This is a genomic window from Maridesulfovibrio sp. (genome assembly GCF_963677005.1).
In the GTDB taxonomy this organism is placed as follows: domain Bacteria; phylum Desulfobacterota; class Desulfovibrionia; order Desulfovibrionales; family Desulfovibrionaceae; genus Maridesulfovibrio.
This window is the reverse complement of sequence record NZ_OY781616.1, coordinates 1,604,290-1,627,172: the sequence shown is the minus strand read 5'-3', so window position 1 is coordinate 1,627,172 and position 22,883 is coordinate 1,604,290. Positions and strand designations below refer to the sequence as shown.

Here is a 22,883-nt window from a genome sequence, read left to right as displayed (position 1 = left end):
AAATATGAGCGACAATTACAATTACGAATGGGACCCCAACCACAAATTTGTTGTTGAGGCGGCAATCGAGTTAGGTAGGCCGTTGCTTGTGCGAGGTGAACCGGGAGTGGGAAAGAGTTCCCTAGCAAGGGCTGCAGCAATAAAATATGGCCGGACGCTTATTTCAGAGGTTGTGACTGCACGAACAGAGCCCAATGATCTTATGTGGCAGTTCGATGGGGTAAAACGTCTAAGCGACGCCCAGTTGAAGTGCTCTTTGGATGACAATGATAAAAAATGCATAAATCTCGATAAGGAAAATTATCTGTCCCCTGGGATTTTGTGGTGGGCCTTTCAGCCTGAGCAGGCTGCAAGTATGTATGAAAAATGTAAAGGGAGCTGTTGCCCATCCTTGCATTACAATAAAGAACAGCCTGTAAATGCTAATGGCTGGGTTGTTCTTATTGATGAAATTGATAAGGCTGATTCAGATGTACCTAATTCCATGCTGGAGGCATTGGCTGAAGGTAAGTTTGAAGTCCCATATCTTGATGACCCGGTAGCTATTAGTGCCGGTGTACCAAATCCATTGATAATAATTACGACAAATGAAGAGCGTGAGTTGCCCAAGGCTTTTTTACGGAGATGCCTTGTCTTGCAAATGGCTATTCCTGATGAAAAAAAAGGAGGCAATCCCGTTAAATGGCTTGTTGATAGGGCTATCGCTCATAAGTTCTCCAATACGCTTCCCTTGGATGATATTGCTAAGTTTGTTTTAAAGGACAGAGAAGGATTTCGGGGAAGATATAAGCCGGGTTTGTCAGAGTATCTGGATTTTGTCAGCGCCTTTGATTTAAGTAACAAGTCTAAGAATCTGACTAAGGATCAGGCAAATGACATCTTTGAGACCATTTCATCCTTCACTTTAAAAAAAGATGCCTTGTAATTGAGTTATGGGTAAGTCAGATAAATTTGGTTCCTCTGGTGCTGTAGGGCGGAGTGACTTAGTCCGTATATTGAATAGATTTCCAGATCCTCCGAAGGATGTTTTAGCGGATATACTGGGGTATAAATATACGGCTCCCCAAAAATCACCTCAGAATAATGCGTTAGGTGGTGAAAAATCTGAAGGGGGGGCATTTATTGGAGAAGCTCCGCTTACTACTGGTTGGGATAGTACGTTGAATCCGCGATTCTGGTATGTCAAAGAGCGGAAAATGCATAACTGGAAGCAAGGTAAGGCTTCAAAGGTACAGGAAAGCAAATCCCAGCCTTCTCTACCCAAGCTGTCTGATAATTCAGTCCCTCCACCAAAAGAACCGATAGTTCCTTGGAGACGGCTTTGGCCTGTCTTGAAAGGGATTTTGCAGGGAGACATTCATTCCACTCAGCCTGATGAGCGGGAAGTTTTGCGTGTTCTTTCCCGCGGTGAGGCTTTTACTCATATCCCATTAAAAAAGCGTAAGACTTGGGCTTCCTTTTCACAGATTATAATGGATGGTTCTCGGTGCTTATCTCCTTTTCGAGATGATTTTCATTGGCTAATTGCCGGTGTGCGGAAGCTTACCGGACCATCGCGGTTGGAATTTTGTTGTCTTAGTGACGGTCCATTACAACGTGCTTTTTATCCTGAATATGGAGAATTCAAGCCTGTCAGAATCAATCAAGGTGGTGCCCCTTTATTAATTTTTTCCGATCTGGGAGTGTTTGGCTCTTCTTTTGAGCGTAGTCAGTGGGTGCAGTTTGGTCGAACTTTGCGTGATTCGGGAATTAAGCCGGTTGTATTGACCCCGGCTTCAAAAGACATGTGGGATGATGATCATTCGAATCTGTTTCGGCAGATTTCATTAGACGATTTTGTTCATCCTTCGGCTAATAAAAGTGAAGAGAAGATTTGGGACGAACAGGGGGATGAAGAAGAGCAGGATTATGTTGAAAGTCTTCTGACATTACTTTCTCCGGCAGTATATATTGATACTGGATTAGTGCGTTCTATGCGTAGTTTTCTTCCAGCAGCCAGTGTCGGAACAGAAGCTTTGGTCTGGAATCATGAGGTTGTTAACACTTTTTATAAATCCATTTTATTCAAACCTGACGAGCAGCGAAGATATAGAAATAGATTTGCTTTGCTCCCGGAGGGACAGAAAGAAAGAGCATTAAAGTTGATAGAAACCCATCATGAATTCTTGGCTCCGGAAGTGCAGTTGGAAGAGAGGTTGACTCAGCATGTTCTGCGCAAGGAGTTTGATGTTCATGCGCCTATTCCTGAAGAACTAAAAGATTATCTTTCGTGGATAGGAGGGTGCCTTGATAAGGCCCATAGTTCGGAGGCATCTGCTTTTAAGGCATGGGTAAAACGTATGTGCTGGCGACAGCTTGATCATGTCAGAGGGGTGGATGGGGCAGATAAATTGCTTAAGACTGCTGCAAAAGTTTTTGAGGAGGAATGGGCTTCCCGCGAGAGTAAGACTATACCATCCTTTTTGACCGAAGAGGATTTTGATTCGGACGAGAGGCAGGATGGTGCAACGGACCAATGGGAAGTGCGTCAGGTCGGGACCGGGCTTCATTTGTTCAGTAAAGCCCATCAGAGGCGGAATGGTCTTCCGCTAGTGTCAATCAAGGGGCATCGGTTAATTAAACATGGATCTCGAGATGCTTTAAAACAATGTACCTTTACTGAGGGACTCAGCATTCCTATTCCTTTTGAAAACAATCTTGTTTTAAAATCAAAGTTTGAATCCATCACTCTTGCTGCCGAACCAAAACCAGACTGGGCCGAATCAATCTATCGCGATGCCACTGGATTGTATGCTGCCCTCCCATTTAACGATTCTATAATAAAACATGTTCTTCCAAGCGAAATTGAATCCGTGGAAACTTTTATATTAGATGAGTCTTCTCTAGGTGGCGAATTAAAGCAAGGCGGATTACCAAAATTAAATGCTACTTCATTATTAAGCGGAATAATTCTCGAACATACATCGGAAAATAATACCGAAAATGGATTCTGGTTTAATCAATCTCAATACGAGAGCATACTGTCTACCGAAATACCTGACATATCCTGGGCAGAATCTTACAGCTTTGATCAATATGGCCTTTATGCTGATCTGAATATTTTAGGCGTAAAACAACGCATGCGCTGGATACAGCCCGGCACATTTATGATGGGTTCCCCGAAAGACGAGCTAGATAGGTCTGCTGATGAAGTCTTGCACAAAGTGACTTTGACTGAAGGTTATTGGCTGGCGGACACGGCCTGCACTCAGGAATTGTGGGACAAGGTTATGGGTAGTAATCCAAGTGAGTTCAAGGGTGAGGGGCAGCTACCAGTTGATTCCGTGTCCTGGGATGACTGTCAGGGATTCTTGAGGATTGCTAACGACAAACTTAACGGGTCGAAGCTTCGGTTTCCGACCGAAGCTCAATGGGAATACGCTTGTAGAGCAGGAACACAAACTCCGTTTTCATTTGGTTATAAGATAACTACGGATCAAGTGAATTATGACGACAATAATCCAGGCAAGGGTGAGGCCAAAGGAGTGTATAGAAAACGTACCGTAGCTGTGAAGGAGCTTCCCAGCAATCAATGGGGACTTTACCAGATGCACGGGAATGTTTGGGAGTGGTGCTCTGATTGGTATGGAAAATATCCGGAGGGTGCCAGCGTTAATCCTGAAGGGCCTGATTCAGGCGAGCTCCGTGTTCTGCGTGGTGGCGGCTGGATCTACGACGGCAGGGACGTGCGTTCCGCCAGCCGCAGCAGGGACCGGCCGGTCATCCGTTTCAGGGATATAGGTTTTCGTTTTTCCCTAGGCCAAAAAGGTTAGCCGGAGGCGCAAAATGGGAGCAAGGCCCTGCCGTGCTGCGTCGCGGAGCAGCAGCCAAGGTCAGGGACGGCGTGGGGTCCGCAAATATGGAGAGTGGAGGTGTGATGAGGTATGCTTTTTTTACCATGCCAGAATTTCGAGATGATGCGATAAGTTCGGGAACAAAATGAGTTCAAATAAGTTAGGTTTTATAGATAATTGCGTGCCTCCAAATCCTTTTCCTCCACTATGGGCCAACTCATGGGGGCAGGATAAGTATGGCCTTTGGGCTTCTTTGCTGATTGAAGGTGTGGTACAGGTCATGCGCTGGATACGTCCTGGTATTTTCTTGATGGGTTCGCCTTTCGGCGAACCAGGGCGTTCTAGTGATGAAGTTTTGCACAAAGTGACTTTGACTGAAGGTTACTGGCTGGCAGACACGCCCTGTACTCAGAAATTGTGGGAAAAGGTTATGGGCAATAACCCTAGCCAGTTCAAGGGAGAGGAGCAGCTTCCAGTTGATTCTGTTTCCTGGAATGACTGTCAGGAATTTTTGAGGATTACGAATGATAAATTAAACGGTCTGAAGCTCTGGCATCCGACCGAATCCCAATGGGAATACGCTTGTAGAGCAGGGACGCTGACTCCGTATTCATTCGGGCATAAAATAACTACAGAGCAAGTTAATTATTACGGTTCTGTCCATATAGATAGTACCGTAGCAGTTAAGGCTCTTCCCTGCAACCAATGGGGGCTTTACCAGATGCACGGTAATCTTTGGGAGTGGTGTCAGGATTGGTATGGAGAATATTCGGAAGGTGCTAGCGTTTATCCTGAAAGGTCTGATTCAGGCGAGTTCCGCATTTTACGTGGTGGCGGCTGGATCGACGTCAGCAGGAACGTGCGTTCTGCCAGTCGTCTCAGATCCCAGCCTGTAGTTCGTTCTAATAGCATCGGTTTTCGTTTTTTTTTAGGCCATAAAGGATAGCCGGAGGCGCAGCAGGAAGAGGTGAGACCCTGGCGGGCTGAGTAGTGGAGCAGCAGCCAAGGTCAGGGACGGGGCTAAAGTACGAATATTTTAAGATTGCCAAAGAACGTCTAACCGAAGTGAAGCGTAATATGAAAGTAATTAATAGGATTGTTGCAATTGTGAAGCCCAGACAGCCTTTTGTGGATTGGGCTAAGTCGCTTCCCGATGCGGGAGAAGTGCCCGATGTAACCTTGGCGGATCTTCGCGATGACTGCATGACTTTTTTGGTTCCGGACTATGAGGACAATGGCAAGGCTCTAGAATATATTTTAAAGAACAGTAGGGAAATATTTGAACTTGAGCTGGAATCATGGGATCTGAGGGTTGACTTGTGGCCCAAGAATCGGGATAGAAGGCTTTTTAAAAAATGGTTTGACGTCGTGATCCATTCTCAGGTGGTTGATCTTGGCAAAAATAGCCTTGAGCATGAAGAATACTAATAAATAAAATAAGTTTTATAGGCTTAATTTTGTGTTTTTTGCAGGAATCCCCCCTCAGAGTTCCCTGCTACCTAGTCATGACCATGCCCTTGGCGTTACCCATGCCGAGGGCTTTTTTCTGTAATTTGATATAGGCCTCATTTGCGACCTTGAGATTGGCCTTGCGTTGCCGGAGGATGTTTTTTTCTTCGTGAGAGCCGTCAGCCTTGAGGCGGTTGGTCAGCCTAGCCTGATGGCTTTTTATGAACTTCCTGAAACCGTCCAGTGGCAGGCCGCCTTGTTTTCGTTTACCGGCGTATGTGGAAGCCGCTTTATGGTACGCTTCGCTGTCATGGACCAGCTCCAGAGATTGTCTGGCCTCATCAAGCTGGGTTAAGCCCGGCTTGATACTGTTGACCATCTCTGCCGAGTTGGCAAATTCCTTTTCCTGAATCAGTGCAATTTGTTCAGCTTTCAGAATGGCTTCGGGATCTTGGTATTCAGCCAGTTCCTTGTACATCCCCAAAGTATCCTTGAGGCCATTCTGGAAAGCAATGGCTTCAGGTGTGTTTTCTTTTTGCTGGTATGCTTCCCAATCATCGTTAAGTTTAGAACCTAACTTAAACAGTAAGCCAGTTTTGCCCATATGCTTCGTTAGCCTCCGAAAGGTCAAATTTTGAACTACGTAACTCCTCAGCTCCAACAGTGTCTTTCAATGCCTTGGCCAAGTGCGGCGCAAGAGGAAGCTTGTATCTCAGTTCATAAGCTTCATCATGCTTGCCTTCTGCATCCAGTTTTCTTATTTCCTGAATGATTTGAAATTTTTCTTCACGGGTCATTTTTGCCATATAATTTCTCCTTGTTTGTACGTATCTCCAACCTACCTTTTACCCTTAGAAAAGAAAAGCCTTCGATCTTTCAGATGGTCCCCCCTCAGAGTCCATCTGAAGTTTTTTTTACATCGCCATGGCCTTAGCCGTGGTCTGTTTCTGAACAACCTTTTTCTGCTGCTTGAACAGCCCTGAGAGCTGATTCTGGACTTCTCCAAGCCCGCTGGACTTGTGCAGATCGTTAAAGTCACTCAGCCCCTGTTCTCGTTCTGATGCGGTAAACCTGGGAACAATGGATATCCCGCCTACAGCCTTTGCTGCAGCTTCGGCTTTTTCAACTCCCACATTGTTCTTGTTTCAAAGAGTTTGCCGTCAGGTGTTATGTTTTCGGGTAATGATAGCATTGTTCAAGATGAATGTTGAAATATCATCAATCGGGCTGGCGCCCCTTTCTTCGGTGTCGCCCCATTAAGGCTCAAAATGGCGCTGCGCACAAAAAAAGGGTTTCCGAACAATCTGTGAAGATTGTTCGGAAACCCTTAATTTTTTTGGTACCCAGAGCGGGACTTGAACCCGCACAAGCGTAAGCTCGAGAGATTTTAAGTCTCTTGCGTCTACCAATTCCGCCATCCGGGCACGGAAAGTAGTGTTTGATATACTTTGTGTTTTACATAGTCAAGTTTGGCTGCAGTTTATTACAGAAGATTCTTGATGTCGAGATAGTTGCGATAAAGCCTCTTGCTTACGCGTGAGAACTTGTCGAAATCGGTGACTATCTCCAGACCCGGAACAACTGCCCTTGTTACAGGAATCTGCAGGTCCTTGCGCGTCAGGTTGGCGTAGTGGGGATAGAATCCGTTTGCGGCGAGGGTCTGTTCCAGCACCATGAGGTCGCCTTCCGCACTTCCGGTTGAAAAGTCGGGCAGGGACTCCAGAGAGCGTACGGGCAATCCTTGCGGAAGCTCGGATGTGGGCGGGCCGGGGAACGGGTAGGGCACTTCGGTCAGGGCTGAGATCAGTGCCCTTTTGGCGTTCAGGGAGCACCCTCCGCCTTTGTTCACGTCGCCGTGCTTGCCGATGGCAAAGGCCTTGTAGCAGGGAATTCCGAACTCGGATGTTGTGTCCTGAAACCATACTTTTATGCCGCAGGACTCAAGGTCTGCAAGATGCTTGCTGATGGCCGGGTCGTCCGTTTCAACGGTGAAGCATCTGTCCATGTCAAAGGGAATGGTGGAATCACTGTCCCTTTCCAGAACTTCCAGCAGGGCACTCAGCCTTGCTTCGGCCATGGTGTTGCCGGATGCGAGCCCTGTGGAGCTCAGCCCACTGAACAGGCTCTGTTCATCAAGGTTGCAGAAAAGAAAAATATGCTGCACCGGAAGCATGGAAGGAACATGCGCGGCCCCGTCAAACATTTCAGAGGGCATCCACCACAGCGGCTGGCCTTCGTACGGCACCTCAAGGCTCAACTGTGCAGGATTCAGCGCTGAACCTTTTGCGCTTATCTCTTCATAAGTGCCCTTTATGACAGGAAGATCTTCTGTGCGGCCCATGACTCCGGATTTTCCGATGTCGGCATAGGAACTTACCCGTTCAACCACTTCCATGGCGCAGGACACGCAGGCCTGCTCAAATGTCAACCCACGTCCGTAACTGGTCTGGATGGCCCGCAGGGAATTACTCAGGGCTCCGTTGCTTGTCCTGTTTTCCACCATCCAGTGATGGAGAACCGCAAAGGGGCTTAAACAGCCCTTCTGCCGCATCTGCGGTCCCATGAAAGCTCCTATGGATTCAAGCTTGCGGTTTGCATTGGACGTCACAAGCTCGATGGGGGAACGCGGTTTTGCCGGAGGAAGCTTGTTTTCCGCCTCAAGGCCTGATTTGATTTCCGCTGCCGTCACAGCAGTCTTTGCGGGCAGTTCGTCTTTTGCGTACAGTGCCGTGGCGCCTGTTTCCCCAGGTAAAGGCAGTTCGGTGTGCATTTCTATGTTGTCGGCGAAAATGGAGGTCCAGCTGTTATGCAGCGGCTGGTCTGTCTGCAGATGAGAGCGCAGATGCAGGGTCGGCGAGTATTCTTTTAACTCCGCGGCATCGAAGCTGTTTTCAACTTCGGCCCGGAGGGACTCAAGGCGGGGATGGGTCAGGACCGCTTCGTAGAGCAGGGCGGCCAGAACTTTTTTGTCGGGATTTCCCTTAACTTCCCCGATCAGCTTCTGAACTTTGCGGGTGCGGTGCTTGCCGAGCATATCCAGCATATGGCGGTGCATGTATTCGTCAAACGGATGGGCTTCAAGATGTTCCAGTACTTCGGAAAAGCTAAGGTTCGGGCCGGGAAAAGCCGCGAAACAACCGGCTCCTGAAAGGGTATCCATCAATTTTAACTCGTAGCGCATTATTTTCCCCTGATTATTGTTTTCTGAAAATGTATTTTTCAGTAATAAAACTGCTGTCGGTCAGCGTGTGTTATCCTTATAAGCGACAGTTGTCACGTAAACTTCGGACTTGTACGGTATGAAATAGTGGTCGACAAAGAAAGGGGAAATTATGGTGAACAGATCTGGGCATGGTCACAAAATAATACTGCACGGGCTTGTGCTGCTGGCTGTTGTGGGCGGAATTTCTTATGCCGCGGAGCATTTCGGCGAGGGGCACCTAAGCGCCATTACGGCATGGATCGAGAAAAGCGGTAACTTTGCTCCGCTGGTATTCATGCTGATCAACGTGGTTTGTATGACTCTGGGGCTGCCGCAGACCATTTTTACGGTTGTCGCCGGGGTTCTGTTCGGGGCGCTGAAGGGGACAGCCATGTGTCTTATCAGCATGGCCGGAGGAGCATCCGTATCCTTTGTGCTCGGGCGTTATATCTTCAGGGGGTTGATACTCAGGAAGTTCGGCTCAGACCCTAATTTCAGACGGATCGAGATGCTCAGCCATCACCACCCGGTAAAGGTGCTGGCCCTGAGCAGGCTTGTCCCGGTCGTGCCTTATTCCATAGCCAACTATCTGTTGTCCGTTACCAGAATCCGTTACATTCCCTACATCATAATGAGCGTGGTCTGCCTCATCCCGGAAACAGTGTTCCTCACGGCCGGGGGCCATATCCTTTCCGCCGGAGTTCTGAAAGGTTCTTTCAACTGGAAATTGCTTGCAGCCCTTCTGGTCGCCGGGGGCATGATTGTCCTGCTGGTCAGGGCCACCCGGCGCAGTATAGAGAAAGATTAGCGGGATCAGTCCACTTCCGCAGCCAGCGAAATCTGTCCTGATTGTGACTGCATGATATAGAGCGGTTTGCTTGCAGCCCGTTCATGGAAAGATATTTTTCCGCTCACCCCTGAAAAATCGGTTATACCGTTCAGGGCCGTGCGCAGGGATTTGCTTTCCGGTCCGCCTTTTTCGGCTGCGTCCGCAAGCAGCATAACCGAATCGAAACCCATGGCCGAATAGCCGGTCTGCGGTGCCGATCCGAAAAGATTCGTATATTTCTGCACGAAATCATCAACAAGGGGATCTTCGCGGGTAAGGGCGGCCTGTGCTGCGTAAAAGACCGTTCCGGGCCAGTTGTTGATGGTGCTGCACATGGTGACGGTGTCGAAAGAACTCCCTCCGATGGTTCGGTATACAAGGTCGTTTTTTTGGAGCATTTTCATAACGGCTGCGGCCATGTGCGCAGGCGCGAAGATCACCACGGTCTCCACCATGGGCGGGGCCGGGGACTGATCACGTTTTCCGGTAATTATCACCGCTCCGTCATCGTCAAAATCGCTGGCTCCGAGAGCATCTTCTGTTACCGTGCTGTTTGATGGCGGCGGAGGAATGAGATCCTTCAGCTTGGCGGCAATGAAACCGAGATCCGCGTTTTGTTCGGTTATGCGCATTTCGGTCATGATTTTCCCGCCGTTGTGCTTGAATCTGCGTGCGAAACTGTCCGCCTGTCTGGCGCATGAATCGCTAAGGTCCGAACGTATGAGAGCTATGTTGCCAGTTTGAATCGTATTGGCGGCAAAATCGGCAAGGAGTTGTCCGATGCGGATGTCCGGGACTGCCAGTGTGAATATGCAGTTTCCTGCTGATTGGGCCAGCCCGTCGGTCTGCGCTCCTGTGCACAGAAATGTGGTATCTGCGGCCTGCATGGCCGGGGCGGCGTTCATGGCTGCATCATCGGAGATCAGCCCGGTTACGGCACTTAATCCCTTGATCTCCTGAAATGAGTTGATCGTTTTCAGCACATCTTCCGGCTGTCCGGATGTGGAACGCATTTCAAGTTTTACGTTGATTCCCCGTTTAGCCCCGTTTATCTGTTTGACAGCCAGCAGGGCTCCGTTCATTGCTTCCTGCGCAGTCGCCTGATTCGGGCCGGATATCTCAAAGACGGTGCCGATAGTTATGTCTGCCGCCATCGCCGGTGAACTGAGCACGAGCAGCGCGATGATCAATCTTAGAAATGTTTTCATACTCCTTTGCCCTTCCTTTCCTTGCGTTTGCTTTTTACTATTTTGAAGGTACGTTTGGGGGTGTCCGGCTGTTTTTGATCTTCCTGCTTATTTTTCTGTTCGGTCAGTTGTTCTTTCTTTTGCGCCTTTGTTTCTTTCCTGTTTTCGGAAGCGATTTTCTCCGCTTCCGCCCGTCTGCGTTTTTCCGCACGTAATTCCATTTTCTTACTGTATTCTTGCACCGCATCCTGAAAATTTTCTTTTTTGTTGCTCAGGGCTACTTTACCGGCATGAACAATTTCATTCAGCTTGTTCACTTCCCATAATTCAATCGGACGGGGGTGCTTTATGTAGACCGGAATGATTTCGTGGTGGTGCATGTCTATGGCAAGGGGGAGCTGGCTGGTCAGGATTGAGCGTTTGAAGATGCGCGATGTATTGAAATAGCTTTCCATGAAGCTTTCAGGCTCCGGGTTGCAGGCATCATCGAAATATATGGCGATGATGATGTCTATCTGTCTTTTTACGCATTCCATTATGGGAACAGGGGAGGAGAAAGCCCCGTCGATGAGTTTTCGCCCGTCAATTTCTCCCGGAGGCATCAGCGGGTATATTGCGCTCCCGGCATAGATTGCCTTGGCCAGATTCCCTCGGTCAAGGATGACGGGTTCTCCTGTGGCAAGCTCGGTTGCGGCTATGAGAGTGCGGGGTTTCAGGTCGGAGATGTCGGTTTTTTTGAACAGGATTTCATACGTTCGTCTCAGGCAGTCCGTTTTCAGTATACCGGAGGAGGATGAAAATCTGCCCATGCCTGTGCTGGCTATTTCAAGGACTGAATCGTAGTCTACATCGGTAAAAAAACGGGGATCGACAGTCTTGGAAAAGATGTCCTGAATCTGGCGCAGGTCGTATCCGGTTCCGAGAAACCCCGCCAGCAGTGCCCCGCCGCTGACTCCGATTACCAGATCTATTCCGACCCCCTCAGCAAGCAGGTATTCGATGAACGGCAGGGCGCAGAAGGACTTTATTCCCTCGGAGCCGATTATAAGGGCGACTGAAGGCTTGTTGGGTGATTTCGGATTTTGGTTCGGGGCAGCTTCTTCCCCGGAAGGTTGGGGACTATTGTTTTCTTCCATTCGTTCTCCGTATTTTATCCCTTAAGATAACTTTGCGGAGAAGAAATTACAATATTAATCAGTCCATTGTCGCTGTCTTTGAACGTACGGTAATGAACTTTCGGGGGCCGGTTCTTATCGTTTCTGTGCTTTTGATGCTGAAAAAAGGAAAATCGAGGCTACAGGGAATCAAGAAAATCCCTGACAGTCGGGAAAATCCTTTCAACCATTATCTGAACTCCCTCGTTGTTCGGATGCACTCCGTCCGGCTGGTAATGTTCAGGATTTTCACCGATTCCGTCCGTAAAACTGGGGTAGAGGGGGATGCCGTACTTTTCGGCCACAGCCGGATAAACGGCCGAGAAGGCGGAGGAGTAGGTATGGGGGGTAAAGTTCATCGGTTTGAAGCCCAGCAGGAGAACAGGTGTTCCTGCCTCCTGAAAAGCCTCGATCATGGCGGACAGGTTCATTTCAAGCTGAGCCGGGTCCAGCAATTGAAAGCAGTCGTTGGCGCCGAATTCCAGGTAGACGCAATCCGGTCTGCTTTCAATCACATCGGCAAGCCGGAGCAATCCGTCTGCGGATGTGTCCCCGGACAGGCCGAAATTGACGATTTCCACATGGCAGCCTTCCTCAAGGAGTCTGCGCTCCAGCTGGGCCGGAAATGAGCTGTACGCGGGGAGACCGTATCCCTCGGTGAGGCTGTCTCCGAATGCCGCCAGTGTGATCTTGGACATGCTAGTTTTCGCCTTCCCGGAGCCAGTGTCGGAATTTTGCCACTTCATCCTGCCACTGCTCCGAAATTCTCAGGGTTATGAATTCCTTGAATACGCGGTCGAAAAGGGTCATACATTTTTCGATCAGGTAGATTTTTTCCAGGAATTTCCCATCCGGGTCGTCTCCTTCCTCATCTTTCATATCCACCTTGGGGGTTTTCAATCCGCCCATGGCGAAATCTTCGGCCTTAATCTGAACCTGCCACACGTTTTCATCGATTTCCATCTTAAGTTGCGCGCGGGTGACTTTTTTCCCCGTACGCAGCCCGTAAAGAACCTCGGTCATGTCGCCGCTGGCCGAGTTTACCGTGGCCGTATCGACATTCTCTCCGTCACCGCCCTGCACGGACATGCGCTGTTCCATATAGAGCATGAAACGTTCACCGTTTTCCTGCTCGAACATACCATCGTTTATTTCGCTTTTGAACCAGAGCCAGGTCAGAAAGTCCTGGCCTAAAAGGGTGTTTTCCCTTTCGGCAAGCATCAAGAGGTCCATGTGTGCTCCTTTAGGCGGTTAGCCTACAAAATAAGTGGGGTCCAGGGATTCGAGCTTTTTGGCGGCGTCTTCGCCGAGCATTTCCATGGCCAGAAAAAATGGCGTCAGCGGTTCCAGGGTCAGGTCGAAGGTTTCCGAAAAATAGTCGGTAAACAGTTCCATGACTTTTGAGTTGGTCGCCGCAAGGTAGAGCCGGTTTTCAGGGACGTTCCAGACCACATCGAAAACTGCGGGAATGGGCAGTGAACGGGCTCTGAGCTTCAGGGTAACCTGGTCCTTGATTTCCCTTTTGCGATCCCGGGAGATGAAATTTTTTCCTTCCTTCTTTGCTTCGGCCATCTCGTGGTTCAGGGCTATCTGGTAGTGTTTTTTTAGTACGGCAGGCTGAACGCGGCGGGTATCAAGCCGCAGGGAAAATGTGAAGTACTGGGCTTTTTCCGGTGGTGAAATCGTCCACTTGTCGTCAAGCATGTCGTCCATGTTCACCCATCCGAACGAACGTTCCTCGGCGGTATGATCTATGTCCATGAAGGCGAATTTGATAAGCCTTTCCGGGATTTCCCGGATAAGGTCGTCGCTGATTTCTTCCAGAACCCTGTATCTGGTTATCCCTGTGCTGGCGGAAAGTATTGGCAAAACATGCTCCTTGAACCGGTCTGGGCACTGGCTTCCAGCCGGGTTGTATTAGCTGCGGTGTTTAACGCAAACGTTAATGGTTAAGATCATTTCATCCGGATGTAAAGAGCAAAGAATTTAATCTGCCGTAACTATGGCATGCTAGGTGCATACTCTATTTCAGTTGATGAAGATTGTAAATCAGGCAACCCCCAAGGAGGATCAAGTCAGTCGCAGCTGATGAAAGCAGTGGAGGTCATTATGACCGTATTGAGCGTAAGAATCGAAGGCAGATCGTTTGTTGTTGGAAACCGTGACAGGAAAATGCTGACCAGAGACGGGTGCAACGAACCTTTCAAGGACAGGTTCTGGTGCCCGCGCAAGAAATGGTTCATGAAGTCGCCGTGTCCGTTTATTAATAAGCAGGAATGCGGTAACTACAGAAACATGTGCGGTTCCCTTTAGACCTGTGTGGAAAGAGTAGCGGCTTTTTTCCAGGCTCTCTTGCCTTTGGTGTTTTGCGGAGGTAGACTGGCGCAAAAATTCATCAGAGGTGTTCTAATGACCGGTTCTTACGAAAAGCTTGCAGACTGGCTGGAAGGGGAAGCCCTTCAGATCAGGGAGATTGAAAAGGAAGCATCCTCTGCCCTGCATGATAACTCAGACGAACAGGCATACCGGGAACTGATGCGCAGTAAAGCTGTGCGGTTGGCGGAGATGGCCGATAATAGCGAATCGTACATGATCGGCCTGAAGGATGATGACCGGAAACGGATTGCCAAAAGGTTGAAAAGGTTTTCTTCCTCGGCCTCTACATCGCTTGAAATAGGAAGTGTTTTTTTCATGTCAGCTCTCCTGTATCCTGAGGATTACGTGGATGGAGAAAAGAACGATCTTGAATCGTTTGCCGACATGGTCAGGTCTTCCGGAGTATCTGGATAGAAATCGAGTTCGGGCTGGCTGTTTTCGGTAGTTTTGTTGTTATTTATTCTTCAAATAAACTGTTTGCCTTTGGGTGACTGATGATTTATTAACTTCGCGGGCAATGGGAGGAATGGGCAACATTGCGGTCCATTTTTTTGACACAATAGATGGGTATCAGATGCATTCAGGTGAGTTGAAAAGTGTTCCGGAATCTGCAGGAGAGAGTGGTAAAAATAATGAGGGTGAAAAATCCTTGAAGATACTCCTGGCAGAAGATTGCGAAAACAACGTATTGTTGGTGCGGCTGTATTTGAAAAAGCTGCCCTATTCTATTGATGTGGCCGAAAACGGTGATATCGCGGTGGAGATGTTCATGCAGAACAAATATGACGTTGTTCTGATGGATATCGAGATGCCTTACACGGACGGATACGAAGCTACCGGACGGATAAGGTCTTACGAAAACGACATGAGCCTTTCAAAAACACCCATCATCGCTGTAACGGCACATGCCCTCCCGGAGAACGAGAACCGTGCCTACGACGTCGGTTGCGATTATTTTATGACCAAACCTGTCAGAAAGGCGGATCTTATCGCGGCGGTAAACAGGTTCACCGCCGATTGATTTTTTTAGAGCCCGTTAACCACGTTTTTAGGTTTCCCGCGCAGATAGGATGCCACATTACCAACCATAATTGATGTCAGTCTGGACCTTGCTTCCAGAGTCGCCCACGCTATGTGCGGAGTTATGATGAGGTTCGGAGCCCCGGAAAGGGGATTTCCCGGCAGCATCGGCTCTTCCTCTACCACGTCCAGTGCCGCCCCGGCTATTTTTCCTTTGCAGAGGGCTTCAGCCAGTGCCGCTTCATCTATCAGTGGTCCTCGGGCGGTATTGATCAGAATCGCTGTCGATTTCATGCTTTCAAGCATGTCCCGGTTGATAAATCTTTCATTGTCGGCAGTAAGCGGGCAGTGCAGCGAGATCACGTCAGCTTCGCGGAAAAGTTCTTCCAATCCTGCAAAACGGAATGGTGCATATGGCGGAGCCTGTTTGGGGCGCGGTGCGTAGGCCAGAACCTCCATACCGAATCCGTGGGCAATTGTTCCGACCATCTGCCCGATTCCGCCGAAACCGACTACCCCCATTTTTTTTCCTGCAAGCTCCAGAAGAGGAGATTTCCAAAAGCAGAAATCTTCCTGCGTGGCCCATTCGCCGTTTTTAACCGCAAGGTCATGCATACTGACTCTGTTGGTGAATTCCAGCAACAGGGCGAAAACGTGCTGCGCAACCGAAGGCGGAGAATATCCCGGAACATTGCAGACCGGAATTTTTCTCTCGGCAGCTGCACCAAGGTCGACCACGTTGTAGCCGGTAGCCAGCACGCCGATGAATGAAAGTTTTGGCAGGGAATTGATTATTTCTGCGGTAAGCAGGGTTTTGTTGGTCAGGATTATTTCGGCATCTGCTGCACGCTCAAGAACTTCATCCTGATCTGTGCGGTCATACACAGTCAGATCACCGAGTTTTTCAAGTTCCGTCCAGGGATTGTCTCCCGGATTGACTGTGTATCCATCTAGAATAACTATTCGCATGTATTGGTCTCGTTAACGGATGTGTGAAATCAGAGTTTTATTTTCCGGCCGTCATGTTTTGCTGAGCCGCGTTTTGCATTCCTGCGCGCCTCATCACAGATATCCTTATCTGCTGAATCGGGCTCCGAGCATTTATGTTTGCGTTCAATCTGCCGCTTTTGGGCTGCCAGCACTATCTTGCTGATCAGTTTCTCCTGGCCGCGTTCAAGGGGTGCAAATTCACAGCCGATATGTTTTTTCGCCTGCCGCATCACCTTGAGCTTCAACCCCTTTATAACCGGCTTTCCGGACCAGAACAGTGCCGTTTCTATTGTCTCACCCACAGGGAATTCCGCGGAACTTAAAAAACCGACTCCAGTAGCGCTTATATCACAGACCCGGCACTTCACTCGCGGAGAGCGGCAGATTATGTGCATGTTGTCCACCTTGATCCGGAAGGACTGCCTTGCACTTGGGGTATCCTGCTTGGGATTATACGAGATGTCGAGTGCTTCACAGGGTTTTCTGCCAAGCATTCTATCCAGTTTGGTTTTCAGTCTGCCCAGCAGGCCCGGATCATTTTTTGATTCAGCCATCACGTTGCTTTGTTTTTTATGCAGGTTGCCGGTCATGTCTTTTCAACAGACCAGAGATTCTTGTGATTCAGATACGGCCAATGAGATAATAATAGTCGGAAGAGCGTTATTGTCAATCTTTATGCAGAAACTAGAGCTTGACATTGCTGTAAATAATGGTGATGAATATCAGACATTTTGGCAAATAAACAGGGTTAAATACTTGGAGGTAACAGGGTATGATCGGTGAACTTCTGCACAACATGGGCCACAGCACTACCGCTGGCTTTGTAGGTGTTTCTCTTATTTTCGTTTATCTTGCGTGGATTCTGTACATGGCTTTTTACAGAATTGAACAGGGCAAAAACGAAGGTCATCATTAGAAAATTTCAAAAGAGTTTTTACGGCTCTTTTCGAAAAGCGGCACAACCTGTGCCGCTTTTCGTTTTTTAGGTTCATAATTAATTCAGTTTGGCGTTGATTTTGGTAAGCTGTTTGACAGCTATGCCGAGTTGCGCATCAAAAATATGGGCTAGATCTCTCAAAGTCTGGTCTTTGGCCTTTTTCAGAATATCCAGAACAAACACACGGCGGCGGTTGAAGTCGTTGAAGGCGTAACCGCACTGTTTTTTCAGCCTGCGGGATTCATCGCTTTCAAACCGCTTTTCCGATTTTATCAGTTTTACTACCGAGAACAGAGAATTCAGACTGTGGACCTGCATTTTGCTGGATTTGCAAAGGCCGGACATATCCTGCATGGCGTAAACCCGGTCCGGCTGTGAGTCCATGCCTGCGGCCTTGTCGATCTGCCGGGACAGGGTCGCAAGGGCTGCTTCTATTCCGGACAGCTTGGCAAATGCCGTATGCAGGGTGGAGTCATCGCATTTTGCCCCTGACGGGGCGGCCAGCATCAGGGCCAGGACAAATATTATCATAAATTTACGCATTGTTTCCCGCCTTTGCTTCTTTGTATATTTCCATAAGGTACTGCCCATAGTCGTTTTTGAGCATATCCGTGGCCATTTCCCGCAATTGATCAGCGCTTATGTAGCCCATGCGGAAGGCTATTTCTTCAAGGCAGGCCAGCAGGAAGCCCTGTCGCTGCTGGATGGCCTCCACGTAAGCCGCGGCCCGCAGCAGTGATTCATGAGTTCCCATGTCCAGCCATGCATAACCGCGGCCGAGCAGTTCCACATTGAGCTGTCCGCGTTTCAGGTATTCATTGTTAACATCTGTTATTTCCAGTTCCCCGCGGGCGGACGGCTTTATCTTTCTGGCAATATCAATAACCGTGTTGTCATAGAAATACAGGCCGGTCACCGCAAATTTTGATTTGGGGACTTCCGGTTTCTCCTCGATGCTAAGCACCGAACGGTTTCTGTCGAACTCCACCACTCCGTACCGTTTTGGGTCCTTCACCGCGTATGCGAATACAGTTCCGCCCTCCTTGAGGGAAGCTGCTTTCTGCAGGATGTACGGCAGGTCGTGCCCATAGTAGATGTTGTCTCCTAGAATAAGGCTTACGCTGTCGTTACCTATAAAATCCTCGCCGATAATGAAAGCCTGGGCCAATCCTTCGGGTCTGGGTTGTTCCTTGTACGAAATGTTGATTCCAAGGTTCGAACCGTCTCCGAGGAGATCCGTGAAGCGGTGCAGGTCATCCGGGGTGGATATGATCAGGACGTCTCTTATCCCAGAAATCATAAGCGTCGAGAGGGGGTAGTAGATCATCGGCTTGTCATAGACCGGCAGCAGTTGCTTGCTGACCACTCTTGTCAGCGGGTAGAGTCTGGTTCCGGAACCTCCGGCCAGAATGATCCCTTTCATATGATTAACCTCCGTTTGATCGAAGTGGAACCTGTTACGGCAATTTAGCAATAAAATCTTGAAGTGTCTGCATTAATATCATTTAATACGAACTTCATGCTGCACGAAAATCAAGGAGTACAATTTATGCGCGGCCCGATGTTTTCTTTGCCGACAGTTATGTTTTTGGGTGTTATTTTTTTTGTTTTCATACTCTTTTTGTTTATATTTGTACAGGTTGGCCTCGTTACGGTTGCTTTTTCCAAACTGGGGCTTACTCCGGGGCAGGGGTTTCTGCTGCTGATCGCCACTCTTCTCGGCAGCGGGGTAAACATTCCGGTTTTCAGGTCTTCAAGACTTGTTCCGGACTTCAGTCTGAGAAGTGTGCGTATGTTCAACCCGCACACAAGAATGTTCACAGCTCCCGTGCAGGACAGGGCCCTCACCAATCAGGTTGTGGCGGTAAATTTTGGCGGCTGCGTGATTCCGGTGCTGTTGTCTCTCTCGCTGTTGTCCCGTAGCGGATTCGATTTTTCCATATTAATATGTATTGCCGTTGTAAGTGCTGCTGCCTACGGACTGGCCCGGCCGGTTCCGGGTGTGGGTATAGGCATCCCGGTCCTGATCCCGCCGCTCATCACTGTTCTGGCGACACTTATTTTTGTGCCGGGTGATCTGGCTCCTGCGGCCGCATACGTGGCCGGTAGTTTGGGGACACTGATCGGTGCGGACCTGCTGCATCTGGCTACGCCTGCAACAAGAAAGGTGCTTGATGCGCCGGTTGTATCCATAGGCGGTGCCGGTACTTTCGACGGAATCTTTATTACCGGGATTCTGGCGGTTCTTCTGGCTTGACGGGGTAATAATTCAAAGGAGCTGGCAATGATCAGATGTGATTTTTCCGTTGTTGAGGATATGAAGATCGGTGACCGTATAGTTCTCGGAAATGCCGCAGCGCTTCCTCCGGGAACTCCCTGTGTTCCTGTAGAGGGTGATCTGCGCGATCTGCGGGCCGGGTTCGGGCTTATGCAGGGCGAGAATTCTTTACTCAGAATCATTTCCGCTTTCTGGGCGGACGGGATTCCGGGGTCAAGGCTTCTCACAGCTCAAATAACCGGTCTTCTTCCTTCAGGACCCACAGATCTCTCAATCGAAAAAACCGGCTATTCGTTGGCTTTTATCACCTTAAGTGACAAGGGTGCGGCCGGACTGCGCATGGATGAGGCCGGTCCGCTTATCGGTGAGATGGTAAAAAAGGCACTTCCGGTCTCCATTGTGCAGGGCTATCTTATCCCGGACGAGCGGGATGAACTGAAAGCCCTGATCATGCATCTTGCCCATGTCTGCAGATTTGATCTAATCCTTACCACCGGCGGAACGGGTGTCGGGCCGCGTGATGTTTCTCCCGAAGCCACGGTTGCTGTTATAGAAAAACGTCTGCCGGGATTTGAACGGGCTGTTACCGCAGCAGGATTGGAAAAAACTCCCCATGCCATGATATCGCGCGCTGTGGCCGGAACTCTCGGGGAGAGTCTTGTCATCAATTTTCCGGGCAGTCCGAAGGCGGTCCGGGAGAGCCTTGAAGCTGTGATACCTGCTTTGAAGCATACGGTGGATAAGCTTCAGGGGGATAAGTCCGACTGCGCATCTTAATAAAAATATCTGTTGTATTCTGATTTATCGCGCTTAAGAGCGTGTTTTAAACGAAATTGCCACTTGATTAGTTGTCCCGGAACAACTATAGATGGGGTAATTTTGTTTTTGTACCTGAGTTAAAATGATAACTTACACGTGTTTTAGGATGTGTATAATGAAATTAAGAATTTTCCTTTTGTCTGCCGCGGTACTGGCTTTAATTTTCGCATCAAGCGCTTTTGCGCAGCAGGCCAAGCCGGAGAGCTCTGTTGGTGAAGTCAAAACTCCAGTGACAATGGAGGGGGCTACCACGCAGGTGCCGCAGGCTGTATCCAAGGACGAGCAGGACGCCGACAGAACCCTGACACTTGAAGACTGCGTCAAGCTTGGCCTCAAGCAGAACCCGACCATTGTAGCTGCCCGCAAGGACCTGCTGGCTTCCGATAGCGCGGTCAAGTCGCAGCGCGGTCAGTTCGGGGGCCCACTTAAGGCAACTTACGGATATACGCATTACAACGATCAGCCCAGGAACGGCGATACCCCATCCGGGTATCAGGATGCCTGGGGATTCACGCTCAATGTAAGCCAGCCTCTCTTCAAGGGGTTTGAACTTCTTTCCAAATACCAGAAAACCAAATTGCAGCGGCAGTCCACCGAGGCCAGCCTCTATAATGCGGAACTTGCACTGATCAGCCAGATTCAGACTTCCTTTCTGACCCTGCTGCAGGGGCGCATGGAAGTAAAAAGCAAGGAAGATTCCGTAGCCAGGCTGAAATCCCAGCTGCAGGTAATTCAGGCTTTTTATCAGGTCGGTCTGCGTCCGCGTGTGGACGTGCTCCAGGCTGAAGTTGAACTGGCTACCGCAGAGCAGAATCTGCTGATCGCCAAGAACACTGTTGACTCTCGCGTTGCCAGGCTGAACACTCTGCTCAACCTGCCGATTGATGAGAAGGTAAACTATACCGGCGAGCTTACTTATCTTCCTTTTTCCATGACTCTTGATCAGTGCATTGCAATTGCCGACAAGAAACGGCCTGATCTCGAGATTGCCCAGAAAGCTGTTGAGATCGCTCAGGAAGATGTGACAATATCTGAAAGCGGTTTTTATCCCGATATCACTGCCGATTTGAACTATTCCAGTACCGGCGGTGATCCTTCCGTAAGCAAGAACCAATACAACTACAGAAATCGTCCCGATTCATGGAACGTGGGTGCAAACCTCAACTGGGAGCTTTTCAGCTGGGGACAGACATATTACGATGCCCAGAGGGCGAAAGACAATGTCCTGAAAATCAAAGCCGAGTTTGACAATACCAAGCTTGAGGCTTCTTACGAAATTAAGGACCAGCTTTTAAGCCTGAAGGCTGCCGCAGACCGTATAGGTGTCGGCCGCAAATCTGTTGAAGCCGGTCGCGAAGGCTACAGGATGGCTATGGCCCGTTATCAGGCTCAGGTCAGCACCAACAACGAAGTGCTGAACGCTCAGTCCCGTCTCAGTGACAGTGAAGCACAGCTTATTCAGGCTCTGTCCGACTATCAGGTTGCACTGGCCAAACTCTACGTGGCCATGGGTGAAAAGAACCCTTCGCTCAAGACGAACTGATCTGGTTGCAGATAAATCCGGCCGGATTTCCAAATTGGAAATCCGGCTTTTTTTTTGGGGTAGACATTGGGTCCGATTCAACACTAATATGATCGGGGAGGAAATAATGTTTAATCAAAGAAAAGTTTTCAGGAATATTTTGCGGGAAGACAGCTCTTCCAATGAGGATTGCCGTTGCAGTGCATGCGGTGGAGAACTCTACGTTCAGCGTAGTTGAACATCCGTTTTTTTATGCTGCGGGTCCTGCGGCAGGCATTATGAAATTTCCGATTATTCCATGTTTATCGATGACGACTTTGAAGACGAAATGGCAGATGTTCCCATGAACAGGTTGTAAGGTTTTGTGGTTATGAGTAAGAAGCTTGTACTATTGATTTTTATCTATCTGCTTGCCTTTTCTGCTGCCGTTGCCGCAGCGGCAGATAATGGATGGGACCCACTCAAAGACAGGCTTGTGGCTGACGGATTCAACAGAGAGTATGTGGATACTGTTTTTGCAGCAAGTTCCGTTAAGTTTGATTCCGGAATAATGGCCAGAAAGATGAAAGCCCTGCTGAGACTCAAGTTTGAGCCTCCCGCGAAAAAAAAGAAACGGGAAGCTTCTTTCGATTCCAGATATGTCGGGCCGGTGCTTTTGGCCGGAGCTTATTCATATCTCAGAGAGCATTATGACCTGCTGACCTCGATAGACAAGAAGTACGGTGTTGCGCCTTCGGTTGTGGTGGCTTTGCTCCTTGTGGAAACAAAACTGGGATTTACTCTGGGGGACAATCCGGCTTTCAGCAATCTTGCCAATATGGCGGCAAGTCAGGACCCGGTGCTTTTTTTTGATGAACTGGGTTATGATAAACTTGATGCAAAAGATATGGACTGGCTCAAAAGGCGCACGAAAAAGAAAGCTGACTGGGCTTACCGTGAACTCGCCGCTCTGCTTACATTTTCCTCTGCAAATTCTGTAAATCCAGCAGAGATTCCGGGGTCCCCGTACGGTGCTTTCGGAATCTGCCAGTTTATGCCTACGACTGCCTTGAATTACGCCGTGGATGGCGATGGGGACGGGCGCATTGACCTGTTCGGCAGGGAGGACGCCCTTGCCAGCATGGCAAATTTTCTGAAGCGCCACGGCTGGCGCAACTCTCTGGGCAAAGAGAAAAAGCTGAAGGTCATATACCGCTACAACCATTCCAAGGTGTATGCCCTGACTATCTACGAAGTTGCGGAGCAACTGGAACGGATTAGGTCTGTTTTCGGGCCCAGCTGATCAGC

General features: G+C 49.1%; 26 protein-coding genes, 1 tRNA gene and 1 pseudogene. 14 read left to right on the top strand and 14 right to left on the bottom strand.

Going from position 1 to position 22,883, the window contains the following annotated elements; all coding sequences use genetic code 11:
• The first annotated feature begins 4 nt into the window (after positions 1 to 4).
• The 4 genes from ACKU4E_RS07500 to ACKU4E_RS07485 all read left to right on the top strand — a co-directional run bounded on the left by ACKU4E_RS07500 (position 5) and on the right by ACKU4E_RS07485 (position 5,261).
• A complete protein-coding gene (locus ACKU4E_RS07500) occupies positions 5 to 925 on the top strand; it encodes a MoxR family ATPase (protein ID WP_320170456.1) in 921 nt (306 codons plus the stop codon).
• A gap of 7 nt (positions 926 to 932) precedes the next feature.
• On the top strand, positions 933 to 3,812 hold the full coding sequence (locus ACKU4E_RS07495; protein WP_320170455.1) for a formylglycine-generating enzyme family protein: 2,880 nt from the start codon (positions 933 to 935) through the stop codon (positions 3,810 to 3,812).
• 166 nt (positions 3,813 to 3,978) lie between these two features.
• Entirely contained in the window at positions 3,979 to 4,779 is an 801-nt protein-coding gene (locus ACKU4E_RS07490) for a formylglycine-generating enzyme family protein (protein WP_320170454.1), read from the top strand.
• A gap of 131 nt (positions 4,780 to 4,910) precedes the next feature.
• Positions 4,911 to 5,261, top strand: a complete 351-nt coding sequence (locus ACKU4E_RS07485) for a hypothetical protein (protein WP_320170453.1) — start codon at positions 4,911 to 4,913, stop codon at positions 5,259 to 5,261.
• A gap of 67 nt (positions 5,262 to 5,328) precedes the next feature.
• Here the strand turns inward: ACKU4E_RS07485 and ACKU4E_RS07480 are convergent, their stop codons facing one another.
• From ACKU4E_RS07480 to ACKU4E_RS07460, 5 genes are all read right to left on the bottom strand, one after another.
• Positions 5,329 to 5,886 (bottom strand): hypothetical protein, encoded by a 558-nt coding sequence (locus ACKU4E_RS07480; RefSeq protein WP_320170452.1) that lies wholly within the window; start codon positions 5,884 to 5,886, stop codon positions 5,329 to 5,331.
• The gene (locus tag ACKU4E_RS07475) at positions 5,861 to 6,088 is read right to left on the bottom strand and encodes a hypothetical protein (RefSeq protein WP_320170451.1); all 228 of its coding nucleotides are present in this window, start codon (positions 6,086 to 6,088) and stop codon (positions 5,861 to 5,863) included. Before ACKU4E_RS07475 ends, ACKU4E_RS07480 begins: the two co-directional genes overlap by 26 nt.
• A 108-nt stretch (positions 6,089 to 6,196) precedes the next feature.
• The gene (locus ACKU4E_RS07470) at positions 6,197 to 6,415 is read right to left on the bottom strand and encodes a hypothetical protein (protein WP_320170450.1); all 219 of its coding nucleotides are present in this window, start codon (positions 6,413 to 6,415) and stop codon (positions 6,197 to 6,199) included.
• A gap of 204 nt (positions 6,416 to 6,619) precedes the next feature.
• A tRNA-Leu gene (locus ACKU4E_RS07465) sits at positions 6,620 to 6,706 on the bottom strand.
• A gap of 59 nt (positions 6,707 to 6,765) precedes the next feature.
• A complete protein-coding gene (locus tag ACKU4E_RS07460) occupies positions 6,766 to 8,463 on the bottom strand; it encodes a YcaO-like family protein (protein WP_320170449.1) in 1,698 nt (565 codons plus the stop codon).
• Positions 8,464 to 8,614: 151 nt separating this feature from the next.
• Between ACKU4E_RS07460 and ACKU4E_RS07455 the strand changes: the two genes are divergently transcribed.
• Positions 8,615 to 9,292: a VTT domain-containing protein gene (locus ACKU4E_RS07455; protein ID WP_320170448.1), complete on the top strand. Its 678-nt coding sequence runs from the start codon at positions 8,615 to 8,617 to the stop codon at positions 9,290 to 9,292.
• Between the two features lie 5 nt (positions 9,293 to 9,297).
• Here the strand turns inward: ACKU4E_RS07455 and ACKU4E_RS07450 are convergent, their stop codons facing one another.
• The 5 genes from ACKU4E_RS07450 to ACKU4E_RS07430 all read right to left on the bottom strand — a co-directional run bounded on the left by ACKU4E_RS07450 (position 9,298) and on the right by ACKU4E_RS07430 (position 13,523).
• The gene (locus ACKU4E_RS07450) at positions 9,298 to 10,521 is read right to left on the bottom strand and encodes an ABC transporter substrate-binding protein (protein ID WP_320170447.1); all 1,224 of its coding nucleotides are present in this window, start codon (positions 10,519 to 10,521) and stop codon (positions 9,298 to 9,300) included.
• A complete protein-coding gene (locus ACKU4E_RS07445) occupies positions 10,518 to 11,636 on the bottom strand; it encodes a patatin-like phospholipase family protein (protein ID WP_320170446.1) in 1,119 nt (372 codons plus the stop codon). Before ACKU4E_RS07445 ends, ACKU4E_RS07450 begins: the two co-directional genes overlap by 4 nt.
• 158 nt (positions 11,637 to 11,794) lie before the next feature.
• Positions 11,795 to 12,352 carry an arylesterase gene (locus tag ACKU4E_RS07440; RefSeq protein WP_320170445.1) on the bottom strand — a complete coding sequence of 186 codons (558 nt, stop codon included), beginning with the start codon at positions 12,350 to 12,352 and terminating at the stop codon, positions 11,795 to 11,797.
• A 1-nt stretch (position 12,353) separates the two neighbouring features.
• Complete coding sequence (locus ACKU4E_RS07435; RefSeq protein WP_320170444.1) at positions 12,354 to 12,887, bottom strand: hypothetical protein; 534 nt, start codon at positions 12,885 to 12,887, stop codon at positions 12,354 to 12,356.
• A gap of 18 nt (positions 12,888 to 12,905) precedes the next feature.
• Positions 12,906 to 13,523, bottom strand: a complete 618-nt coding sequence (locus ACKU4E_RS07430; RefSeq protein ID WP_320170443.1) for a recombination-associated protein RdgC — start codon at positions 13,521 to 13,523, stop codon at positions 12,906 to 12,908.
• Positions 13,524 to 13,763: 240 nt separating this feature from the next.
• Between ACKU4E_RS07430 and ACKU4E_RS07425 the strand changes: the two genes are divergently transcribed.
• The 3 genes from ACKU4E_RS07425 to ACKU4E_RS07415 all read left to right on the top strand — a co-directional run bounded on the left by ACKU4E_RS07425 (position 13,764) and on the right by ACKU4E_RS07415 (position 15,051).
• On the top strand, positions 13,764 to 13,967 hold the full coding sequence (locus ACKU4E_RS07425; protein ID WP_320170442.1) for a hypothetical protein: 204 nt from the start codon (positions 13,764 to 13,766) through the stop codon (positions 13,965 to 13,967).
• 96 nt (positions 13,968 to 14,063) lie between these two features.
• Positions 14,064 to 14,444 (top strand): hypothetical protein, encoded by a 381-nt coding sequence (locus ACKU4E_RS07420; RefSeq protein ID WP_320170441.1) that lies wholly within the window; start codon positions 14,064 to 14,066, stop codon positions 14,442 to 14,444.
• Between the two features lie 235 nt (positions 14,445 to 14,679).
• A complete protein-coding gene (locus tag ACKU4E_RS07415) occupies positions 14,680 to 15,051 on the top strand; it encodes a response regulator (protein ID WP_320170440.1) in 372 nt (123 codons plus the stop codon).
• A gap of 5 nt (positions 15,052 to 15,056) precedes the next feature.
• On the opposite strand, the gene ACKU4E_RS07410 is transcribed toward ACKU4E_RS07415, so the two are convergent.
• Positions 15,057 to 16,019 (bottom strand): D-2-hydroxyacid dehydrogenase, encoded by a 963-nt coding sequence (locus ACKU4E_RS07410; protein ID WP_320170439.1) that lies wholly within the window; start codon positions 16,017 to 16,019, stop codon positions 15,057 to 15,059.
• Positions 16,020 to 16,048: 29 nt separating this feature from the next.
• A complete protein-coding gene (locus tag ACKU4E_RS07405; RefSeq protein ID WP_320170438.1) occupies positions 16,049 to 16,594 on the bottom strand; it encodes a PilZ domain-containing protein in 546 nt (181 codons plus the stop codon).
• A 218-nt stretch (positions 16,595 to 16,812) separates the two neighbouring features.
• On the opposite strand from ACKU4E_RS07405, the gene ACKU4E_RS07400 reads away from it, so the two are divergent.
• Positions 16,813 to 16,956 carry a hypothetical protein gene (locus ACKU4E_RS07400; RefSeq protein ID WP_320170437.1) on the top strand — a complete coding sequence of 48 codons (144 nt, stop codon included), beginning with the start codon at positions 16,813 to 16,815 and terminating at the stop codon, positions 16,954 to 16,956.
• A gap of 78 nt (positions 16,957 to 17,034) precedes the next feature.
• Here the strand turns inward: ACKU4E_RS07400 and ACKU4E_RS07395 are convergent, their stop codons facing one another.
• On the bottom strand, positions 17,035 to 17,520 hold the full coding sequence (locus tag ACKU4E_RS07395) for a hypothetical protein (protein WP_320170436.1): 486 nt from the start codon (positions 17,518 to 17,520) through the stop codon (positions 17,035 to 17,037).
• Positions 17,513 to 18,400: a glucose-1-phosphate thymidylyltransferase RfbA gene (rfbA, locus tag ACKU4E_RS07390; RefSeq protein ID WP_320170435.1), complete on the bottom strand. Its 888-nt coding sequence runs from the start codon at positions 18,398 to 18,400 to the stop codon at positions 17,513 to 17,515. The genes ACKU4E_RS07395 and rfbA overlap by 8 nt, the downstream gene beginning before the upstream one ends.
• Before the next feature lie 198 nt (positions 18,401 to 18,598).
• Here rfbA and ACKU4E_RS07385 point away from each other — a divergent pair, with 198 nt between their 5' ends.
• The 5 genes and pseudogenes from ACKU4E_RS07385 (at position 18,599) to ACKU4E_RS07365 (ending at position 22,878) form a co-directional block, all read left to right on the top strand.
• Positions 18,599 to 19,234 (top strand): DUF1614 domain-containing protein, encoded by a 636-nt coding sequence (locus tag ACKU4E_RS07385; protein ID WP_320170434.1) that lies wholly within the window; start codon positions 18,599 to 18,601, stop codon positions 19,232 to 19,234.
• 27 nt (positions 19,235 to 19,261) lie between these two features.
• The gene (locus ACKU4E_RS07380) at positions 19,262 to 20,032 is read left to right on the top strand and encodes a MogA/MoaB family molybdenum cofactor biosynthesis protein (RefSeq protein ID WP_320170433.1); all 771 of its coding nucleotides are present in this window, start codon (positions 19,262 to 19,264) and stop codon (positions 20,030 to 20,032) included.
• Positions 20,033 to 20,189: 157 nt separating this feature from the next.
• Complete coding sequence (locus ACKU4E_RS07375) at positions 20,190 to 21,617, top strand: TolC family protein (RefSeq protein WP_320170432.1); 1,428 nt, start codon at positions 20,190 to 20,192, stop codon at positions 21,615 to 21,617.
• 232 nt (positions 21,618 to 21,849) lie between these two features.
• Positions 21,850 to 21,954 (top strand): annotated as a pseudogene (locus tag ACKU4E_RS07370) (dual CXXC motif small (seleno)protein); the annotation flags it as partial.
• 12 nt (positions 21,955 to 21,966) lie between these two features.
• A complete protein-coding gene (locus ACKU4E_RS07365; RefSeq protein ID WP_320170431.1) occupies positions 21,967 to 22,878 on the top strand; it encodes a lytic murein transglycosylase in 912 nt (303 codons plus the stop codon).
• Positions 22,879 to 22,883: the final 5 nt, after the last annotated feature.

What these genes read in the sequence shown, in the direction of transcription:
- rfbA (WP_320170435.1), bottom strand. Translation starts at nt 18,400, where the DNA reads ATGAAAGGGATCATTCTGGCCGGAGGTTCCGGAACCAGACTCTACCCG.
- ACKU4E_RS07475 (WP_320170451.1), bottom strand. Translation starts at nt 6,088, where the DNA reads ATGGCAAAAATGACCCGTGAAGAAAAATTTCAAATCATTCAGGAAATA.
- ACKU4E_RS07365 (WP_320170431.1), top strand. Translation starts at nt 21,967, where the DNA reads ATGAGTAAGAAGCTTGTACTATTGATTTTTATCTATCTGCTTGCCTTT.
- ACKU4E_RS07425 (WP_320170442.1), top strand. Translation starts at nt 13,764, where the DNA reads ATGACCGTATTGAGCGTAAGAATCGAAGGCAGATCGTTTGTTGTTGGA.
- ACKU4E_RS07435 (WP_320170444.1), bottom strand. Translation starts at nt 12,887, where the DNA reads ATGGACCTCTTGATGCTTGCCGAAAGGGAAAACACCCTTTTAGGCCAG.
- ACKU4E_RS07445 (WP_320170446.1), bottom strand. Translation starts at nt 11,636, where the DNA reads ATGGAAGAAAACAATAGTCCCCAACCTTCCGGGGAAGAAGCTGCCCCG.
- ACKU4E_RS07420 (WP_320170441.1), top strand. Translation starts at nt 14,064, where the DNA reads ATGACCGGTTCTTACGAAAAGCTTGCAGACTGGCTGGAAGGGGAAGCC.
- ACKU4E_RS07490 (WP_320170454.1), top strand. Translation starts at nt 3,979, where the DNA reads ATGAGTTCAAATAAGTTAGGTTTTATAGATAATTGCGTGCCTCCAAAT.
- ACKU4E_RS07485 (WP_320170453.1), top strand. Translation starts at nt 4,911, where the DNA reads ATGAAAGTAATTAATAGGATTGTTGCAATTGTGAAGCCCAGACAGCCT.
- ACKU4E_RS07455 (WP_320170448.1), top strand. Translation starts at nt 8,615, where the DNA reads ATGGTGAACAGATCTGGGCATGGTCACAAAATAATACTGCACGGGCTT.
- ACKU4E_RS07380 (WP_320170433.1), top strand. Translation starts at nt 19,262, where the DNA reads ATGATCAGATGTGATTTTTCCGTTGTTGAGGATATGAAGATCGGTGAC.
- ACKU4E_RS07440 (WP_320170445.1), bottom strand. Translation starts at nt 12,352, where the DNA reads ATGTCCAAGATCACACTGGCGGCATTCGGAGACAGCCTCACCGAGGGA.
- ACKU4E_RS07460 (WP_320170449.1), bottom strand. Translation starts at nt 8,463, where the DNA reads ATGCGCTACGAGTTAAAATTGATGGATACCCTTTCAGGAGCCGGTTGT.
- ACKU4E_RS07375 (WP_320170432.1), top strand. Translation starts at nt 20,190, where the DNA reads ATGAAATTAAGAATTTTCCTTTTGTCTGCCGCGGTACTGGCTTTAATT.
- ACKU4E_RS07405 (WP_320170438.1), bottom strand. Translation starts at nt 16,594, where the DNA reads ATGGCTGAATCAAAAAATGATCCGGGCCTGCTGGGCAGACTGAAAACC.
- ACKU4E_RS07500 (WP_320170456.1), top strand. Translation starts at nt 5, where the DNA reads ATGAGCGACAATTACAATTACGAATGGGACCCCAACCACAAATTTGTT.
- ACKU4E_RS07400 (WP_320170437.1), top strand. Translation starts at nt 16,813, where the DNA reads ATGATCGGTGAACTTCTGCACAACATGGGCCACAGCACTACCGCTGGC.
- ACKU4E_RS07450 (WP_320170447.1), bottom strand. Translation starts at nt 10,521, where the DNA reads ATGAAAACATTTCTAAGATTGATCATCGCGCTGCTCGTGCTCAGTTCA.
- ACKU4E_RS07410 (WP_320170439.1), bottom strand. Translation starts at nt 16,019, where the DNA reads ATGCGAATAGTTATTCTAGATGGATACACAGTCAATCCGGGAGACAAT.
- ACKU4E_RS07395 (WP_320170436.1), bottom strand. Translation starts at nt 17,520, where the DNA reads ATGCGTAAATTTATGATAATATTTGTCCTGGCCCTGATGCTGGCCGCC.
- ACKU4E_RS07480 (WP_320170452.1), bottom strand. Translation starts at nt 5,886, where the DNA reads ATGGGCAAAACTGGCTTACTGTTTAAGTTAGGTTCTAAACTTAACGAT.
- ACKU4E_RS07495 (WP_320170455.1), top strand. Translation starts at nt 933, where the DNA reads ATGGGTAAGTCAGATAAATTTGGTTCCTCTGGTGCTGTAGGGCGGAGT.